14 protein-coding genes, 5 pseudogenes and 2 riboswitches are annotated in these 18222 nt (G+C 41.8%); of the genes and pseudogenes, 4 read left to right on the top strand and 15 right to left on the bottom strand.

Annotated elements, in window-relative coordinates:
* Nucleotides 1-39 precede the first annotated feature (39 nt).
* The 3 genes and pseudogenes from M313_RS23290 to lipM all read right to left on the bottom strand — a co-directional run.
* Nucleotides 40-1809 (bottom strand): annotated as a pseudogene (locus tag M313_RS23290) (vitamin B12-dependent ribonucleotide reductase); the annotation flags it as partial.
* Between the two features lie 322 nt (nucleotides 1810-2131).
* Nucleotides 2132-2929 (bottom strand): annotated as a pseudogene (locus M313_RS23285) (ribonucleotide reductase barrel domain-containing protein); the annotation flags it as partial.
* A gap of 434 nt (nucleotides 2930-3363) precedes the next feature.
* Entirely contained in the window at nucleotides 3364-4200 is an 837-nt protein-coding gene (gene lipM, locus M313_RS0109810; RefSeq protein ID WP_010194722.1) for an octanoyltransferase LipM, read from the bottom strand.
* 229 nt (nucleotides 4201-4429) lie between these two features.
* On the opposite strand from lipM, the gene M313_RS0109805 reads away from it, so the two are divergent.
* Entirely contained in the window at nucleotides 4430-4753 is a 324-nt protein-coding gene (locus M313_RS0109805) for a rhodanese-like domain-containing protein (protein WP_083800915.1), read from the top strand.
* A 47-nt stretch (nucleotides 4754-4800) separates the two neighbouring features.
* Here the strand turns inward: M313_RS0109805 and M313_RS0109800 are convergent, their stop codons facing one another.
* From M313_RS0109800 to gcvT, 4 genes are all read right to left on the bottom strand, one after another.
* Nucleotides 4801-5295 (bottom strand): DinB family protein, encoded by a 495-nt coding sequence (locus M313_RS0109800; RefSeq protein ID WP_010194716.1) that lies wholly within the window; start codon nucleotides 5293-5295, stop codon nucleotides 4801-4803.
* A 108-nt stretch (nucleotides 5296-5403) separates the two neighbouring features.
* On the bottom strand, nucleotides 5404-6870 hold the full coding sequence (gcvPB, locus tag M313_RS0109795; RefSeq protein WP_010194712.1) for an aminomethyl-transferring glycine dehydrogenase subunit GcvPB: 1467 nt from the start codon (nucleotides 6868-6870) through the stop codon (nucleotides 5404-5406).
* Nucleotides 6867-8213 (bottom strand): aminomethyl-transferring glycine dehydrogenase subunit GcvPA, encoded by a 1347-nt coding sequence (gene gcvPA / locus M313_RS0109790; protein ID WP_010194710.1) that lies wholly within the window; start codon nucleotides 8211-8213, stop codon nucleotides 6867-6869. Before gcvPA ends, gcvPB begins: the two co-directional genes overlap by 4 nt.
* Before the next feature lie 18 nt (nucleotides 8214-8231).
* Nucleotides 8232-9335 carry a glycine cleavage system aminomethyltransferase GcvT gene (gene gcvT, locus M313_RS0109785; RefSeq protein WP_010194703.1) on the bottom strand — a complete coding sequence of 368 codons (1104 nt, stop codon included), beginning with the start codon at nucleotides 9333-9335 and terminating at the stop codon, nucleotides 8232-8234.
* Between the two features lie 102 nt (nucleotides 9336-9437).
* A riboswitch (glycine riboswitch) is annotated at nucleotides 9438-9527 on the bottom strand.
* 3 nt (nucleotides 9528-9530) lie between these two features.
* Nucleotides 9531-9630, bottom strand: a riboswitch (glycine riboswitch).
* A gap of 268 nt (nucleotides 9631-9898) precedes the next feature.
* On the opposite strand from gcvT, the gene M313_RS0109780 reads away from it, so the two are divergent.
* Nucleotides 9899-11596, top strand: a complete 1698-nt coding sequence (locus tag M313_RS0109780) for a DEAD/DEAH box helicase (protein ID WP_010194699.1) — start codon at nucleotides 9899-9901, stop codon at nucleotides 11594-11596.
* Nucleotides 11574-12392 carry a YqhG family protein gene (locus tag M313_RS0109775; RefSeq protein ID WP_010194695.1) on the top strand — a complete coding sequence of 273 codons (819 nt, stop codon included), beginning with the start codon at nucleotides 11574-11576 and terminating at the stop codon, nucleotides 12390-12392. Before M313_RS0109780 ends, M313_RS0109775 begins: the two co-directional genes overlap by 23 nt.
* Before the next feature lie 23 nt (nucleotides 12393-12415).
* Here M313_RS0109775 and M313_RS24580 read toward each other — a convergent pair whose 3' ends face one another.
* The 7 genes and pseudogenes from M313_RS24580 to M313_RS26350 form a co-directional block, all read right to left on the bottom strand.
* On the bottom strand, nucleotides 12416-12718 hold the full coding sequence (locus M313_RS24580) for a DUF5658 family protein (RefSeq protein ID WP_010194694.1): 303 nt from the start codon (nucleotides 12716-12718) through the stop codon (nucleotides 12416-12418).
* A gap of 406 nt (nucleotides 12719-13124) precedes the next feature.
* Nucleotides 13125-13370, bottom strand: coding sequence for a hypothetical protein (locus M313_RS0109765; protein WP_010194693.1), 246 nt, complete (start codon nucleotides 13368-13370; stop codon nucleotides 13125-13127).
* A 71-nt stretch (nucleotides 13371-13441) separates the two neighbouring features.
* Nucleotides 13442-14309: pseudogene (locus M313_RS23275) on the bottom strand (GyrI-like domain-containing protein).
* Nucleotides 14310-14336: 27 nt separating this feature from the next.
* Nucleotides 14337-14804: an NUDIX hydrolase gene (locus M313_RS23270; protein ID WP_010194680.1), complete on the bottom strand. Its 468-nt coding sequence runs from the start codon at nucleotides 14802-14804 to the stop codon at nucleotides 14337-14339.
* Between the two features lie 12 nt (nucleotides 14805-14816).
* Nucleotides 14817-15569, bottom strand: a complete 753-nt coding sequence (locus tag M313_RS0109750) for a class I SAM-dependent methyltransferase (RefSeq protein WP_010194678.1) — start codon at nucleotides 15567-15569, stop codon at nucleotides 14817-14819.
* 4 nt (nucleotides 15570-15573) lie between these two features.
* Nucleotides 15574-15987, bottom strand: a pseudogene (gene aac(6') / locus M313_RS26355) (aminoglycoside 6'-N-acetyltransferase); the annotation flags it as partial.
* A 54-nt stretch (nucleotides 15988-16041) separates the two neighbouring features.
* Nucleotides 16042-16485, bottom strand: a pseudogene (locus M313_RS26350) (GNAT family N-acetyltransferase); the annotation flags it as partial.
* Nucleotides 16486-16571: 86 nt separating this feature from the next.
* Here M313_RS26350 and M313_RS0109740 point away from each other — a divergent pair.
* Nucleotides 16572-17756, top strand: a complete 1185-nt coding sequence (locus M313_RS0109740; RefSeq protein WP_010194673.1) for an oxalate decarboxylase family bicupin — start codon at nucleotides 16572-16574, stop codon at nucleotides 17754-17756.
* A gap of 19 nt (nucleotides 17757-17775) precedes the next feature.
* Here the strand turns inward: M313_RS0109740 and M313_RS0109735 are convergent, their stop codons facing one another.
* Complete coding sequence (locus M313_RS0109735) at nucleotides 17776-18219, bottom strand: hypothetical protein (RefSeq protein WP_010194671.1); 444 nt, start codon at nucleotides 18217-18219, stop codon at nucleotides 17776-17778.
* Nucleotides 18220-18222 lie beyond the last annotated feature (3 nt).

Here is an 18222-nt window from a genome sequence, read left to right as displayed (position 1 = left end):
TATGGAATACACTAGCATTCCACACTCTTTTCGTTAAGATTATAATCCGCACTTAAGTTGCGCACCGCAATCTGTGCAAGTATTGCATCCGCCGATTTTTTTAACCGTACCAATACGGCATACTGGGCAGGTGTTCCCTACTTCTGATCCGTATTGAACATTGGTCGAGCGTAAATCATTAATTGTTTCAACGAGGACGACCGGCTTTTTTACCACATCTTCCATTTGAATCTGTTCGCCTTCATCCATCGTGTTCTCTTCTGCTTTTAGCGTCAGTACCTGGGAGTCACGGCTTCCATCCACATAAACGGTACCGCCTTTTGCTCCACCTTTATAGAGGCGTTCGTATACTTTCTTCACTTGATCAACCGTATATCCTTTCGGTGCGTTTACCGTTTTGGAAATGGAACTGTCAATCCAGTTTTGGATAATACATTGAACATCAGCATGCGCTTGTGGAGCGAGTTCCATTGCAGAGATGAACCAGTTTGGCAGGTTCTCTGCATCTGCTTCTGGGTTCGCATCCAAGTACTCTTGTACGATGTCAGCCTTTACCTCAATGAACTTCCCTAGACGTCCACTGCGGAAGTAAGAGAAGGAGAAGTATGGCTCAAGTCCTGTAGATACCCCTACCATTGTTCCTGTAGATCCAGTTGGAGCTACTGTTAACAAGTGAGAGTTACGGATACCTGAGGATAGAATTCCTTCTTTAATATCTTCCGGCATCTTGCTCATGAAGCCTGTTTTCGTAAATGCGTCACGAAGACGATTCGTTTCTTCTTCTGTGGCACCTTCTAAGAACGGGAAGCTTCCTTTTTCTTTTCCAAGTTCTACAGAAGCACGATATGCAGTAACCGCAATCGTTTCAAATACTTTATCTACAAGCTCATTGCCTTTTTCAGAGCCGTATTCTGTTTCACAATAGATTAATAGGTCGTGAAGGCCCATTACTCCTAAACCAACACGGCGCTCACCTAATGCCTGTTTTTTATTTTCTTCTAAGAAGTAAGGTGTCGCGTCGATAACGTTATCTTGCATTCTAACGCCGACTTCTACTGTTTGTTTCAGCTTTTCGAAGTTTACTGTTTTCGTTTCCTTGTCCGCAAATTGAGCAAGGTTTACTGCTGCCAAGTTACAGACAGAAAATGGTGCGAGGGGTTGTTCCCCACATGGGTTGGTTGCTACAACCTTTTGTCCGTATGCTTTTGCATTTGTCATATCGTTAGCATTGTCGATAAAGAAGATTCCAGGCTCAGCTGAGTATGTTGCACAGATATTGACCAGGTTCCAAAGTTCTTTCGCCTTAATCTTTCTGTACACTCTCACTTTGTGACCAAGTTTCTCCCACTCTCGTACGTCTCCAACTTCTGACCATTGTTCATTATAGATAGCCATTTCGTCTTTATCGTATGCTTCCACATCAGGGAAACGAAGATCAAAGTCAGCGTCGTTTTCAACAGCTTCCATAAACTCTTTTGTAAGGGTAATGGAAATGTTGGCTCCTGTAAGGAACTCTGAGTTATGAACTGTATAGGTTCCGCCAACTTTCAATTTCTGCTCTGCATCTTTGATGATTGCTTCTGTAAATCCGCCATATCCAGGGATGTGCTTGAAGTTTGTCACAGATTGATACATGGTAATTTCTTGATCTGTTAACGGGGTGAACTTCAGCTTATCTTCAGCTGCTTTTTTAATGCTTTCATCGTTTGTATTTTCAATTAGGTAGCGTAGAATTCTCGGATTTTGCATTTTGGAGATGATGAATTCGACGATATCTGGGTGCCAGTCTGCTAGCATAATCATTTGAGCCATTTCGTTACGCCGATTCGCATAATCGACTCTCTATGTCACCATAGAGTTCAGACCATATCTTACACTTTTTTTAAAGTGTCCTCGCACTTCGGATTCGCTTGAATCCTACTCTACTCACTTCTGCCATACTTCGGCATGTTTTCGATGGTCGTTGAACCTTCACCATTTCACAGGTGCTTGGCTGCTGATTATCTTTGACCGCTTGTTGTTTTTAAGCATTCACGCTCACCGTTTCCAGTCACGTTGTAGCCAACAAGTCATAAAAGACTTTCCAGCAATTCACGAGGTTTGTTTATAGACGAGGCACTTAAGCTGATTTACCACGTCTTGATCCACCTTGTTCCACAAGATGCGTCAATTTTGCAATGTCATCCAACCAGGAAACACTACCAGAGGATTTACCGTTAACCCCTCTTGCAAGCGCGTTTCGTGGGCGAAGCGTTGATCCGTTTGTACCAACTCCGCCTCCGCGGCTCATGATTTCCATTACTTGTTTACGGTGTTCCGAAATTCCTTCACGGGAATCTTGTACGAATGGCATTACGTAACAGTTAAAGTAGGTTACATCAGTGTCTGCACCAGCTCCGTATAACACACGTCCTGCAGGTACAAAATTCATGTTAACTAGTTCATGATAGAACTTTTCAAACCATTCCTGGCGCTTCTCTTCTGTCGTTTCTACTGCTGCCAAGCCTTTTGCGTTACGTTTGGCAATCTGCTCGTAGAAGACTTCTAGAGGCTTCTCAATGACATCCAGGGATCGAACGACAACGCCCGTTTCGGCTTCACCTTGCTTTGTCAACACTCCACGATACTCTTCTTCAATTAGTACAGAAGCCTTCTTGGTAGACCAGTCTATGTCTTGTATGAAACCAAGACCTCTTGCAGGGAATTTAGGATCTTCTTTTATCGTTAATACAACAAAATCTCCAGCTGTAAGGGTTACTTTCTCTGTATCTTTAAATGCGTAACGATCGAGCATGACCAGGCGGGAAACACCTTTATGTGTAGTGGTCATGTCCTCTGTAATGGGGTGTACTTGAGGAAACAAGCCGATGTCCTTGTTCAAGCGTTCTACATTGATTTTCAATTTGGATTCATTAATTGCGATCGTCATTATTACAACTCCTCTAAAACTAGTAGTTCTACCAAAAATTACTTCTGTAAAATTTGTTTGTATAGATAAGGTATCATATCTTCCAACAAAATATCAACATATAGTATTTGAATTATTTTCGACACTACTATATATTGATTTTCTGCAGAATGAATCTAAATTTGTCAAATGATAAAAGCGTCAATATAAGGAGGAATTTAAAGAGAAACGAAGATTATAATCTATTTTCAAGGCAGAATGACTTTTTTTGTCGCTTGCGCATTTTTACGAAATATAGCGAGCCTATTATACCAACGTTTCAAGAAAATCCTTCCTTTTTGACGAAAAATATTTTTTAATTTTTCTTTTTTGACTTTAGTATATCTAGTCGACTCTTTTTTCTACCCTACTACATGTAGTGCAAAACAAAAAGATAACGAGAATTTAAATCCTCGTTATCTTTTATAATTCCACTCATCTGTGGAATATTTCTTTTCCATTATGGCATGAACTTCAGCCAGTTCCGCTTCCGTCAGCTCATGTGGCTCAAGCGTAATGTTCAATCCTTTTTCAAATCCATCATAAAAAGCTTTTTTTGCTTCTTCAATTGTTACGGGAGTTTCGCGAAGGGCATTGATTGCCACCGCTTTATTTTTGAAATTCTTCTGCATTCGTTCTTTCACTCGCTCACTTGGATAATTGAACAGACTAAAAAGTAAGTCTTCATCAATATCTAGTAGAATGGAACCGTGTTGCAGGATGACACCCTTTTGACGAGTTTGTGCACTGCCGGCAACCTTTCTACCCTCGACTACAAGCTCATACCAGGATGGTGCATCAAAACATACAGAAGAACGCGGATTCTTCAACCCTTGCTTTTCCTCTTCTGTTCTCGGAATCGCAAAGTATGCATCCAGTCCAAGTGCCTTAAATCCTTCTAAAATGCCTTCTGAAATAACTCTGTAAGCCTCTGTGACAGTTTGAGGCATCTCTGGGTGTTCTTCCGAGACAATGACACTATATGTTAATTCTTTGTCATGAAGGACACCCCGTCCGCCTGTTGGTCTCCTTACAAATCCTAGACCTAACTCTTTCACACGTTCCATATTTATTTCTTTTTCTACCTTTTGAAAATAACCGACAGATAGTGTCGCAGGTTTCCACCCATAGAAACGGATAGTCGGAGGAATTAAACCTTCGCTATGCCATTCTAATAACTTCTCATCAAGCGCCATATTAAATGCTGGAGATTGATTTTGTGAATCAATAAATCTCCAAGTTTCCTTCGTCATATTATGTACCTCATTTATCTTTATATGATGAATTAGTCTACCAAAAGTGCACCGAGATTTCAAAGTTAAAGCTTGGTAGTTTTTTATGGGGAATAGTAGAAAAGGATGACATTTCCCTTAACCTTTTATATAATATACTTTGGTATAAAAAGAAAAAGAGGGGTTGTCTAGTTTGGTTTTATACGTAACATTAGGAATTTTGGCAGCATTTATTGTCTATTCAGTGATCATGTTCATCTACCAACGTAAAATTCTAACAACCTTAACGGAAGAAGAATTTCGCGCAGGTTATCGTAAAGCGCAATTGATTGATGTCCGTGAACCAAAAGAGTATGAAGGCGGACACATTCTTGGCGCAAGAAACATTCCTTTGTCTCAAATGAAAATGAGAATAAGAGAGGTTCGTCCAGACCAACCTGTCTATATTTATTGCCAGAACACCATGCGCAGTGGTCGTGCAGCTCAAATGTTAAAACGTAAAGGGTACACGCAGCTTTATCAACTAAAGGGCGGCTTCAAGCAATGGGGCGGTAAAATTAGAACGAAGAATTAATAAATAGAGCACTTGCAGAGTGAGTAACTGCAAGTGCTCTTTTGTGTTTATTGGACGGTGTTGTTTAATGTTTGGTTGATCTGCTCAATGTGACGGCGCTCATGGAAACCGATTAACTGTACCCATTGCTGTGCGGAAAGGTCCCCGATCCAACGATGATTGAACCCGTATTTATGTAATGCTTCCTCGTCCACTTCTTGGATGAATGTGTTCAAGTTGTTTCTGGATTGCTCCAACAACTCAACTAGTTCTGCTTTCGTATAAGGGTGTTCGGATGGTACGATGTCTTCTGGCGCTTCCACCTTATATGTTCTATTCGCCAGCATTTTCGCTAGAGGTAAATCTTTTTCTTCTACATCATTTTTGACTTCAATCGCTTTTCTTAAGCCGTTGGTAATTTTGTTTTCAATTAAATATAAGTGCTCTACGTTTTGTGAGACTGTCCAGAGGTTTTCGTGCTTTTGGTGCAGTTGTTCTTCTGAGATCCCTTCTAATAGTTCAAGTAGCTCTTCTCTTGCTTTGTAGGTTTGCTCATAGTACATTTGCTTTCCCTCCCTTTGGTTCTAGTTATATCTTAAGGGTTTTTGGGGAATTTGAGAAGTAAAAAGAGAACAGGTCGCCCTGTCCTCTCTCTAGTCAAACTTTTATATTCACGCTTCCTTCTGATAACGCAACACCGGCTTACGGGCTGCCAACGTTTCGTCCAATCTCTTAATCACAGTTGTATGAGGTGCTTCTTGCACCACTTCCGGATTTTCTTCCGCTTCACGGGCAATCTGAATCATCGCTTCAATGAAGGAATCTAATGTTTCTTTTGATTCCGTTTCTGTCGGCTCGATCATGATGCACTCCTCAACATTCAGTGGGAAGTAAATGGTTGGTGGATGGTAGCCGAAATCCAACAGGCGTTTAGCTATATCCAATGTACGCACACCCAGTTTCTTCTGACGTTTACCGCTCAGTACAAACTCATGCTTACAATGTCTGTCAAACGGCAGGTCGTAGTGCTCTGCCAGACGGCGCATCATGTAGTTCGCATTCAGTACGGCATATTCCGTTACTGCTTTCAATCCATCTGGACCCATAGAACGGATATACGTGTAAGCACGAACATTAATGCCGAAGTTACCGTAGAACGGCTTCACGCGGCCGATAGATTGTGGACGGTCGTAATCGAAACCGAACGTGCCGTCTTCTTTTTTCACCACAAGTGGTTTTGGCAAGTAAGGAATTAAGTCAGCTTTTACGCCGACTGGACCGGAACCAGGGCCACCGCCACCGTGAGGGCCTGTAAATGTTTTATGCAAGTTCAAGTGAACCACATCAAAGCCCATGTCACCAGGACGCGCTTTGCTTAGTACTGCATTCAGGTTCGCTCCATCATAATAAAGCTTTCCGCCTGCATCGTGGACAATGCGGGCCATTTCTAAAATATTCTCTTCAAAAAGACCAAGTGTGTTCGGGTTGGTCAGCATCAAAGCAGCCGTGTCTTCCCCTACTACTCTGCGAAGATCCTCTAAGTCTACCAAGCCGTTTTCGTCGGATTTTACGGTAATGGTTTCAAGACCAGCTACTGTTGCAGACGCCGGGTTTGTTCCGTGTGCAGAGTCAGGAACGATAACTTTTGTACGGTTATGGTCATTATTTGCTTCATGGAAGGCACGAATCATCATTAGACCTGTCCACTCACCGTGTGCTCCAGCCGCTGGTTGAAGTGTCACTTCGTCCATTCCTGTGATTTCGATTAGGTGCTCTTGCAAGTCATGCATTAATTCCAAGGCACCTTGGACAGTCGACTCATCCTGCAATGGATGGATATGTGCGAAACCTGGGAAGCGTGCAACATTTTCGTTGATTTTCGGGTTGTATTTCATCGTACAAGAACCTAGCGGGTAGAAGCCAGAGTCTACACCGTGGTTACGATTACTTAATGCTGTATAGTGGCGCATAATATCAAGTTCGGAAACTTCCGGTAGTTCTGGCGCTTCCTCGCGAATGTATTCGCTTGGGAAAAGTTCCGCTAAATCTACTTCTGGTACATCGTTTTCAGGCAGGCTGTATCCGATACGACCTTCTCTGGACATTTCAAAAATGAGTGGTTGATTTTGCTTTTTCATTGTTGATGAGCCCCCATTTCTCTCGCTAGTGTGTCGATTTCCTCTTTCGTGCGCAGTTCTGTAACTGCAAGCAGCATATGGTTTTCAAGCTCAGGATAGTAAGTGCCCAAGTCATAACCACCGATTAATCCTTTTTCAAGAAGCTTGCGGTTGACTTCTTTGATTGGAGTGGACAGCTTCACAACAAACTCATTGAAGAACGGACCGCTGAATGTTACTTCAATACCTGCTGCTTCCAAAGAACGTTTCGCATATTGCGCTTTTTGGATGTTTTGTACAGCCATCTCTTTTACACCTTTTTTGCCCAGTGCCGTCATGGCAACGGAAGCAGCTAGTGCATTCAATGCCTGATTGGAACAAATGTTAGATGTCGCTTTGTCACGACGGATATGTTGCTCACGCGCTTGAAGCGTCAGAACGAATCCGCGTTGACCTTCCTCATCCACCGTTTGTCCTACTAATCTACCAGGAACTTTACGCATCAATTTAGTTGTCACCGCAAAATAACCACAGTGAGGTCCTCCGAATTGTGTCGGGATACCGAATGGTTGTGCATCACCTGTTACGATATCAGCGCCAAATTTCCCCGGAGGAGTCAACGCGCCAAGTGCCAATGGATTAGAAGAAACCACAAACATTCCTTTATCTGTATGTGCTAATTTTTCAATTTCTTGTAGAGGCTCGACTTGACCAAAGAAGTTTGGATATTGAACCATAACTGCTGCAACGTCAGAGGACATCATTTCTTCAAGAGCCGCTACATCGGTTACTCCGTTTTTCGTTGGAATTTCCACTACTTCGACATATTGACCTTTTGCGTAAGATGTTACAACTGCTTTAGCTTCAGGATGTACAGCCCCTGAGATAAGCACTTTTTTCTTTTTCGTATGACCGCATGCAAGCATCGCCGCTTCTGCAAAGGCAGTTGGACCGTCATACATGGAGGAGTTAGCCACGTCCATGCCTGTTAGTTCACAAATCATAGTTTGGAATTCAAAGATTGCTTGCAGTTCCCCTTGTGAGATCTCAGGCTGGTAAGGTGTGTAAGCTGTGTAAAATTCAGAACGGGAGATAACATGGTCCACGATTACTGGCATGTAATGATCGTATACGCCAGCACCTAAGAAGGAAGCGTGTTTTCTAAGGTCTTTATTTTTAGCAGCAAGCTCACTTAACTCGCGCATCAATTCTGATTCGGATTTTGCTTGTTTGATTTTCAATTCTCCGTCAAAGCGGACGCTTTCCGGGATGTCTGAAAATAGTTCGTCAATATTTTGCACACCTATTACTTGCAGCATTTCTTGGATGTCTTGGTCTGTCATCGGTAAATAACGATGTTTCATGTGAGTTCCCCTCTCCGGTTAGTTTTTCGGACGTTGATAGAATGGTGCTTTGACCACTTTTGCTTTAAGACGTTTTTTACGAACTTGCACTTCCACTTCTGTATCAAACTCAGTGAATTCTTTCTTTAAAAGTGCCAGGCCGACATTTTTCTTTAGGGTTGGAGATTGCGTACCTGTTGTCACTTCCCCAATTTGTTCCTCACCGACAAATACTTCATAGCCGTGTCGCGGAATACCTTTGTCTATCATTTCAATCCCAACAATACTGCGAGGTGCTCCGTTTTCTTTTTGCTCTTTTAATACTTCTTTTCCGAAGAAATCTTCTTCTTTGTTCGTTTTTACCGCGAAACCGATACCAGCTTCAATCGGAGTGATGTCTTTTGAAAGCTCTTGTCCGTATAGAGCAAGCTTTGCTTCAAAGCGCAATGTATCACGGGAACCTAATCCACAAGGAACCAGCCCGTCTTCTTTTCCAGCTTCAAGCAACGTGTTCCAAAGCTTGACCGCGTCTTCTTGTTGACAATAGATTTCAAAACCGTCTTCCCCGGTGTAGCCGGTTCTAGAAACCAGGGCAGAAACTCCATTGATCTCTACGTTTTCTTTAAATTTAAAAAATTTGATCTCTGAAAGGTCCGTGCTTGTCAGCTTTTGCAAAACTTTCTCCGCTACAGGTCCCTGTATAGCCAGTTGTGCGATGCTTTCTGAGATATTTGTTACTTCTACTTCTTCTATAGCATGGCTTTTTAACCAGTCAAAATCTTTTTCAATATTAGAGGCATTTACAACAAGCAGGTAATCCTCGTCTGCTTTTTTGTATACCAGTAAATCATCTACCGTCCCACCGTCCGGATAGCACATTGCTGTATATTGCGCGCCACCGTCTTTAAGTTTGGAAACGTCGTTTGTCATCATTTTCTGTAGGTAAGCAAGACTGTCTTTTCCTTTCACTTCAATTTCTCCCATGTGGGAAACATCGAATAATCCAGCTTTCGTACGAACCGCTTCGTGCTCTTCTTTGATGCTTGAAAATTGAACAGGCAGATCCCATCCGCCAAAATCGATTGTTTTTGCACCATGTTCTTTGTACACATCATATAATGGTGTTTTTTTAAGTTCAGTCATTACTTTTTTCTCCTCCTTTTACTAAACAAAAGAATTTCAACCTACGCTTTTCCCTTTTTGCTTCAAAAAAGGACAGAGAAACTCCTTTTTCAAAAAAGAGTTCTCTGTCCTTTGCACCTGAAAGTTTACCTTATGTATAAGGCTTTCCCCTTTGGTGGTTTATTCTAAAATAAGAATAAACACTCTCCAGAGTTGCGTCCAACAAGAGTCTTTTTGCCTGAGAGATTCACAGTCATTCTGCTTGCTCCTTCGGCGCTGCCGCATCTTTATGGGCAGTCTCTCCCCTTGTTCTCATTCGCAATATAATATTTTCTCTAAACATGGTCATACTAATAGGAAGCTACAACATTCATGTTCATATTGCCAGGCAAACCGCCTTAAAAAGCTCACTATTATCCTACCATTAGACAAAGGATTCTGGCAATATAAAAACACTTATTATTATTATTTTTATATAGCTAAACGTTCGTGTTTAAACAAGTAGATTATCAATATTTTCTAATGAAAACGCTATCCTTTTTCAACATACTATAAATTGGATAATTCAGAAAGGATGCACAACAATGAATGTAGAGATTGTTTTTGACCAGGAATGGCAGGACGAACTGCTTAAACGTATGGAAGATGATGGTCCTTGGGCTAATTACGAACTATTCAAACTTGCATTAGAAGTGGAGAACCATCTTAGCATCCCAGAATTTGAAGGATTGCTTGCTCCTTCCCATCTGCCACAACTTACTCCACTACCCCACCAGTTGGAAGTAGCCAGAAACGTGGTGGAAGAGATGAACGGAAAAGCGATACTTGCCGATGAGGTGGGGCTTGGTAAAACCATTGAAGCAGGTCTGATTCTTAAAGAATATATGATTCGCGGACTAGTGAAGAAGGTTTTGATTTTAGTTCCAGCTTCCCTGGTTTCTCAATGGGCAATTGAACTGAATCAAAAATTCTATATCCCTGCTATCGGTCAGAAAAAAAGTTATGTATGGGAGCAATGTGACGTAGTAGTTTCTTCTATTGATACAGCAAAAAGAAGCCCTCATCGTGAGATCATCAATAGCTTGGAATATGACATGGTGATTATTGATGAGGCTCATAAACTGAAAAATAATAAAACCAAAAACTATGAATTTGTCCAGAATTTAAAGAAGAAGTTTTGCCTGTTGTTAACAGCCACTCCTATTCAAAATAAAGTGGAAGAGATTTTCAACCTTGTATCCCTCCTTAAACCGGGTCATCTTGGCAGCGAGAGCAATTTCACCGAGGTGTTTCGTGCGAAAAACCGAAAGCTTGAGAACGATGATTATTTAAAAGAACTTGTCAATAAAGTGATGATTCGAAACAGGCGCGGGGATACAGGAATCGATTGGCCAAAACGAAATGTAGAGTCTTGTATCATTGAATTTTCAAAAGAGGAACAGGATCTTTATGATGCCATCAATGAGCTAAAGTCAGACCCTTACGTACCGATTACTAGCCAGTTCTCCATCATGACCTTGCAACGCGAAGCTTGCAGCAGCAGAGAAGCTGTTTATTACACTGTTAAAAATATGATTGAGCGTAAGCAACAGGAAAATCCACATTATCAGCCTTCACAGGGCCTTTTGAAAATTTTCGAGAAAATTGATTTGGTTGGACGAAACTCTAAAGCCGAGAAAGTGTTAGAGCTGATCCAAAAAGTCAAAGATAAGGTCATTATTTTCACCGAATACAGAGCAACACAGATGTATTTACAATGGTTCTTAAAGCAAAATGGCATTACTTCTGTTCCCTTCCGCGGCGGGTTCAAGCGAGGCAAAAAGGATTGGATGAGGGAATTGTTTAAAAACCATGTTCAGGTCCTTATTGCTACAGAAGCAGGAGGCGAGGGGATCAACCTCCAGTTCTGTAACCATATTATAAATTTCGACCTTCCCTGGAATCCGATGAGACTTGAGCAGCGAATTGGTCGAATTCACAGGCTTGGACAAGAGCGTGATGTGAATATCTATAACTTTGCTACAAATAACACCGTCGAGGAGCATATTCTGAAGCTGCTTTATGAAAAAATCAATCTCTTTGAACGAGTCATTGGGGAGCTTGACGATATCTTGACGAAGATGGAAATCAAGAATCTAGAAGAGCATATTCAAGACATTATGCTTCATTCTAAATCAGAGGGTGAAATGAAGATAAAGATGGAGAACCTCTCCTCTATTATTGAATTTGCCGATCAGATGAAAAAGGAGGACGGACCACATGCAGCAGCGGGAAATTCATAGGTTTTTGGAGCGCTATTTTACAGCCAATAGCTGTGAAATTGTCGAGAACACGAACAGCCATCTTGCCGTGCAATTGACCATTGATATGGACAAAGAACTGATGAACCGCCCTTTCTATTGGCATTACCTCGAAAAAACAGGCGGTATACCTAATCCAATGAAGATGACATTAATTACAGACAGCAACAAAGCACCTGAAGACCTTAAAGGAGATCATGTTCATTTTGGCTCTCCTAGGATGCATCAAATTTTTGAATCCACTAAAAGTCTTGCAGGTTATATACGATTGTATGAAAATATTCCTTCTCATACCGGTGGGGGTCATCTTCCTCTTCACCCGTGGCTGAACGTAAATATGAAAGTGAGCTATCAGTGTGACCGGAAGAAGGATGTCATTATGTCTCTTGGAATTCACTTGATTACAGGGTCGATCTTGGAAAATTTTCAAGAAGAAGTAGAAAAGATTAATCTGACACCGAAGATTCCTGATTTTTGTTTCACCATGACCCCAATCATCAAGCCAGCGAGCGGACTTTCAAGGCTTGAGCATTATGTAAATGGATTTATCGCAAGTGAAGATCATCAGTGGGCAGAAGATGCGAGAAAAAGATGGGATCAAGATCTTCAGCTTTTGAAGCATTTTTATGAGGATGATGAAGAAAAACCGGAGTCTTATGAAACCGAGATGAAGGCTCTTCAAGAGCAATATGAGCCTAAAATTCATGTATCAATTATAAATGGCGGCCTTTTCTATTTGGGTCCATCTTTTATCCAAAACATACACAGTGGCAGATGAAGACTGCCATTGTGTATGTTTTTTTAAGTGATATAGTAGTAAATCCAGTACATATGTAGGAAACTGACCATGCTGTAGACACAAACGGCGGTTAGGCAGACAACTTTAAGAATGGTTGATTTAAGTTTCAAGTTATTTTTTATGAAGAACAATAGAAGTATGGAGATGCCTAGTTTTATGAGTAAAAATAAGGCTGGGCTTGTTTCATAGAGGGATTTCATCAGCGGGTTGCCTTCGTTAATTAACTGGAAGTGCAGGCCAAAATATGTGGCAACTCCGTCAAAGATGTTTAATAGCAACAACGCGATCAATAGCTTTTTGACCATAGCACACCTCCACAACGATTTCGTTCTTTAGTAAGAACAATCATACCTTGTTTATTCGCTATTAAGCAAGTGTGTTGTTCTTTTTTAAGAACATAAAGCTGGTATTATTTCTACAGTGTATCCAGTCTGAGTGGGATTATAAGGTGGTGATGCGCTGTGGGCAGGTTTATAATTTTTTTGGCATTGTTCGGCTTCTTAGATGCCAAAGTTCTTGGGGGACTGCTTATTTTGGCGCCGTTCGGCTTCTTAGATGCCAGAGTTCATGGAGGAATGCTCACTCTGGCGCCGTTCGGTCTCATAGATGCCAAAGTTCGAGGAATTCTTTTTATTTTTGGCACCGTTCCGCTCATTAGATGCCAGACTTTAAGGCATACCGCTTTTTCTGGCATCTCTAGACCCTTAAATATCAAAACCAAACTTGATTCATTTTCTCCAAAAACTCTCTTGTTATGGGATAACCCGAACTTTCTCCAATAACAGAATCAATGCCACAATGGGGACATATAGCCGTTTGACCCTGATCAACCCATTCCTTTATAAGAGAAGGACTGTAAATTTCCAGACAGAAAAAACACCCGCATTTCTTATCCTTTACTAATTCTTTTTTATGAAGACTGCTCAATTTGTGCGCATTAGCAATATAATCTTCCATTCTAATATCTCCTCTCTGTTTTCAAAAAAATAAGAGTCCACCTCATCACATCAAGGTGGACACTCTACTATTTATTTTATCGGTATCCATATCTCTGAGTAAAGGTCTGGGCTCGATGGATCCTCGTCTGTGTACAACTCAAAATCCGGTGCACCAGAATGCTCGTAGCTGTTGGAGGGGAACCATTCTGAGAAGATGCGCTTCCAAGTATCCTGCATGGCATGGGGCATCGGGCCATGCACTTCGAAGACGACCCATTTTGAAGCAGGTATCTCTAACTTTTCCAACTCTTCCGGAATATCACCATCAATCGCTGTAGCCACCCAGTAATCCATTACTTGTTCTGATTTCATTTCTTCCGTGGTTCCTTCACATACACCAAGAACACCTTTAATGGCTCCATTATTTAATGTAAAGAGCTTATCTGTAAAACCTTCTGCATTCACGTCCTGCCAAAACTTCGGTATCTCTCTGGATTGCTCATCATTTGCACAAGAAAATCTTCGTTTTTTCCCGGTCTACTGTAAATGCCTCTTTGTTCACTACACTATACTTCATCGGTTCTGCCCCTTCCAATGTCACCTGGATCACCAGGCGGTTATAAGTTTGCAGCTTCCCTTCATGCCTCCGCACTTCAGTTGGAGAAGTGCCGTGTTGCCTGCGGAATGCCTTTGTGAAAGCCTCGGGAGTGTCGTAACCATATTTCCAGGCGATATCGATGATCTTATTGTCCGTTGTAAGCAATTCCTGTGCAGCAAGCGTCAACCTTCTTCTTCTCAAATATTCTGCAACCGACGTATCTGTCAACAAACCGAATGTACGTTGAAAATGAAAGGAAGAAACATTTGCATATCTAGCAATATCCTCAATTGTTATATCTTCTGTCAGATTCTTTTCCATATATTCAATTGCACGCTGAATCGACTCTACCATCGCCATAATGCCTCACTCCTTATGTCTATCCTATCAGCGTGAACGATGGATTTCCTGTTCATTTGTGCTTTGTTTTGGCAGGTTTCTTAATCGATCCGCTTCTCTAATATTGTCATGTAAATAGGCTTCCGTTTGAGGATGATTGATTATTTCTTCGGTCGTCATCCAATGAACAGCCTCCACCTCATCCGGACTCTTCGAATAGGGCTCGCCACTCTGCCATTCACATAGGAATACAATGTCTACAACTTCCCGACCATCCGGTAGAACAAAAGAAGTATTTCGGACATACGTCATGTTATCATGAACGCTGATACCCACTTCCTCCATTAACTCACGTCTCAAAGTCCGTTCCAAAATATTAGAAGAAGCACCTTCAGGGTCAACCGTCCCGCCAACAAAGGAAAGCATCCTCGCCGCATGCTCCTCCTTGTGACTGCGCTCTATCATCAACCATTTGTTCCCTCTGTACACAGCACCTTCTACATTAATGAAAAACATCTCTAATCCCCCTTATTTTCTGGCTTTAATAATTAATGTTGAAGGAAATCTGCGAGTTTTGTAAAGAGAATAGTACTGGTCAGATACCGGAGCGTCCTCATCTTTAAAATGGGCTCCCTCATCACTTTCCACTACCTTCTCAATGATAAAGCCTGCTTGAATCAGTTCATTTATGTAGGTTGCCAGTTTTCTAGTGTGTATGGTCATCGGTGCATTTTCTCCTTTGAATTTTTCAAAGGTGTGCAGACCTTCTTGCTGGTAGGACCCATTTAAAGTTATAACGCCCTTCTCGCTACTAATATGAGCATATAAAGGATGATCCCAACTAAATACGAAGCTGCCTCCTTGTTTTAAATAAGAATGGATCAGCTTCAATGTTGCCTTTAAATCCGTTGTCCAGCCTAACGCATAAATAGAATAAACACAATCAAAATAATCTTTTGGAAGGTCAATCTCTTGTTCCATCGGCGCACAAAATAAGCGGGGTTCCAGCCCTTGAAGAGTCTTTTCTGCCGCTAGTTTCTGCTCGGTGGAAAGGTCCACTCCCCATAGTTCAGTTGCGCCTTTTTCCTCCGCCATATATTTTAAAGAATGACCACTGCCAAAACCAATATCCAAGACCTTTTTATTTTGCAAATCATCCAAAAGCTTCAGTTCATCTTCCGTTTGAGTAAAAGGTCCGTAACTAGGAAGGGCGTCCACCCCGTTGAAATAATGGGCGACCTTGTCCCAGCTTTTTCGATTACTTTCCAATAGTTGATTCATACCCCTACCCCTTTATTTTCTTAATAAATGCAATTAATCTACTTGATTCCTTAAATCCCATCCCAATGTGGAAATAATAGCTAACATGGTTGTCCAAATGGATGTCCGAACCGATTTGCTTGCAGCCGTTCTTTTTTAACCATTCTTCCCCTACTTCTACCAGCTTTGCAGAGTATCCTTTTCTCCTAAACTCCGGTTTCACATATACCCCTTCAATATAACCTGTTGGAGATGATTCTGTACCCTCCACATAATCCACCCGTATAGATAGATGAATGAACGAAACAAATTCATTACCTATGCGGTAAAATAAAACTTTGTCCCGGTTGGAAGCCATAATTTCACGAAATGACTCATGTAATTCCTCCTCCGTGCTTTCTGGCCAGAGGTCTAACGCCATTTCGGTGTAATGTGCCAAATGATTGTTTGATGCAAATACGACATTGTCATTCGTACTCTCTTCTGATGATTGAAGCTCCAGCCTAGCAAGCTGCTCCCCCCACGAAGCAATCTCCGTTTCTACAAAACCAGCGTCCTTATACATCTTTTTCGCTACGTGGTTTGTTGGTTCAAAGCCAAGCACGACATACGGAATAGCACTGGAATTTATATTTCTTATGTCTTTCAACACCTTATCAAGGGCTGCTCTACCAAATCCTTTCCTTTGAAATTTTTCGTCGATCATTAACCGGTATATCCAGTAATTTCCGTCATCCGGATCAATCCCATACATTGCAAAACCCACCATCTCCTCTTCCGCATAAACTCCCATCGCTTTAAAATCCGTCAAAAATTGTACCTGGGCAAGGGAGTACAGGTTGGAAGCCACGAAGTCTTTTTGGTCCTCTGAAACTTTTAGTTGAATTGCTTTTTGCCAATTTTCAGCTGTAATTTGTCTTAGTGTGATTTTCATAATCTTGTCCCTCTTCTATTTTTTAGTTTTGTTCATACCAATAGAATAGTGTGTATTTCCCCATTATTTTTTAATGAAGGGTGATCTAGATGACTGATGATAAAATAGACAAACGAATTCCCCAACCCATCAGAAGCGACGGGGCAGGAGCATTGGACCTCGGACCCCGTAACGTCCTGAGAGATTTACAAAATCCTGATCTTCTCGTGCCGCCCAAGACGGATGCCGGAATTGTTCCGAATTTGCGTTTCTCTTTCTCCGATACTTCTATGATTCTTAAACATGGTGGATGGTCCAGGGAAATAACGATCAGAGAGCTTCCCATCGCCACTACTCTGGCAGGTGTAAATATGAGTCTGACCGCCGGTGGTGTGAGGGAGCTCCATTGGCACAAAGAGGCAGAATGGTCCTATATGATTCTCGGTAGGGCCCGTATTACAGCTGTAGACCAGGACGGTAGGAATTTCATTGCCGATGTCGGACCTGGTGACTTGTGGTATTTCCCACCTGGCATTCCCCATTCCATTCAAGGATTGGAACTTTGTGAATTCTTACTGGTTTTTGACTCTGGCGATTTTTCCGATTTGAGTACCCTTTCCATTTCCGATTGGTTCGCCCATACCCCAAAAGAAGTGTTGTCTGCTAACTTTGGAGTTCCAGCGAGCACATTTGATGACCGACCAAAAGGACAACTATATATCTATCAAAGCGAGGTTCCAGGACCTCTTGAAACACAAACAGTTCAGTCACCAAATGGAAAGGTTCCGCTGCCATTTAAATTTGAAATGTTGAAACAGCCCCCACTAGAATTTTCAGGCGGCTCTGTTCGCATTGTTGACTCTACCGTTTTCAAAATATCCAAAACCGTTGCCGCCGCCCTCGTGGAAGTGAAGCCTGGTGGCATGCGAGAACTCCACTGGCACCCAAACAATGATGAGTGGCAGTATTACCTTACCGGCAAAGCCCGCATGACCGTCTTTCTTGGAGACGGAACAGCCAGAACCTTTGATTATATGGCAGGCGATGTCGGCTACGTCCCATTTGCAACCGGGCATTATATTCAGAACACAGGCGATGAAACATTATGGTTTCTCGAAATGTTCAAAAGTGACCGATTTGAAGACGTATCCCTGGCCCAGTGGATGGCATTGACGCCAAGACAGCTTGTGGACAGTAATGTCAATATCAGTTCAGCTTTTACAAAAAATATAAGGAAAGAAAAGGAGCCTGTGGTGAGCTTTCCACCTTATACGTATAAGTCGAAGAATAATTAAAAATTTATGGATGGCCCTGTTATTGGTCACGGGGCTCTTTCTTGCTTGCGTACCTTAAGGATAAGACAATAAAAAGGAAAAAAGCCGCAATCCCCATCAAAATATATGGAAGAATATCAGTCCAATGAAAAGGTGCTTCATGAAGGTACACTGCTTTAACCCACATGTCTTGTTGCTCTTCGACTGCGATGGCAGTACCAGAGTCGATTCCTTTAATGGCGTAATACCTTGTACCTTTTTCATAATAGTTTGAGGCGTCGCCATAATAGGCTCCTGTCCTATCATCAGCCATCCGTTTTACCTCGCCAATCTTTTCTCCTATGTCTGAAGCAGCCATGAATTCCTCTGTTACTTCATACACTCCACCTTCCCATACAACAAACTTGTATGCCCAACTTAGCGCATAACTAGTTGAGGTAGCTACCGTGAAGCAAATCAAGAACAATAATAGCCCTTTTTTCATTTC

Origin of the sequence: Bacillus sp. m3-13 (assembly GCF_000175075.1) — a bacterium.
Taxonomy (GTDB): Bacteria; Bacillota; Bacilli; order Bacillales; family Bacillaceae_I; genus Sutcliffiella_A; species Sutcliffiella_A horikoshii_C.
This window is presented reverse-complemented; position numbering and strand designations above follow the sequence as displayed.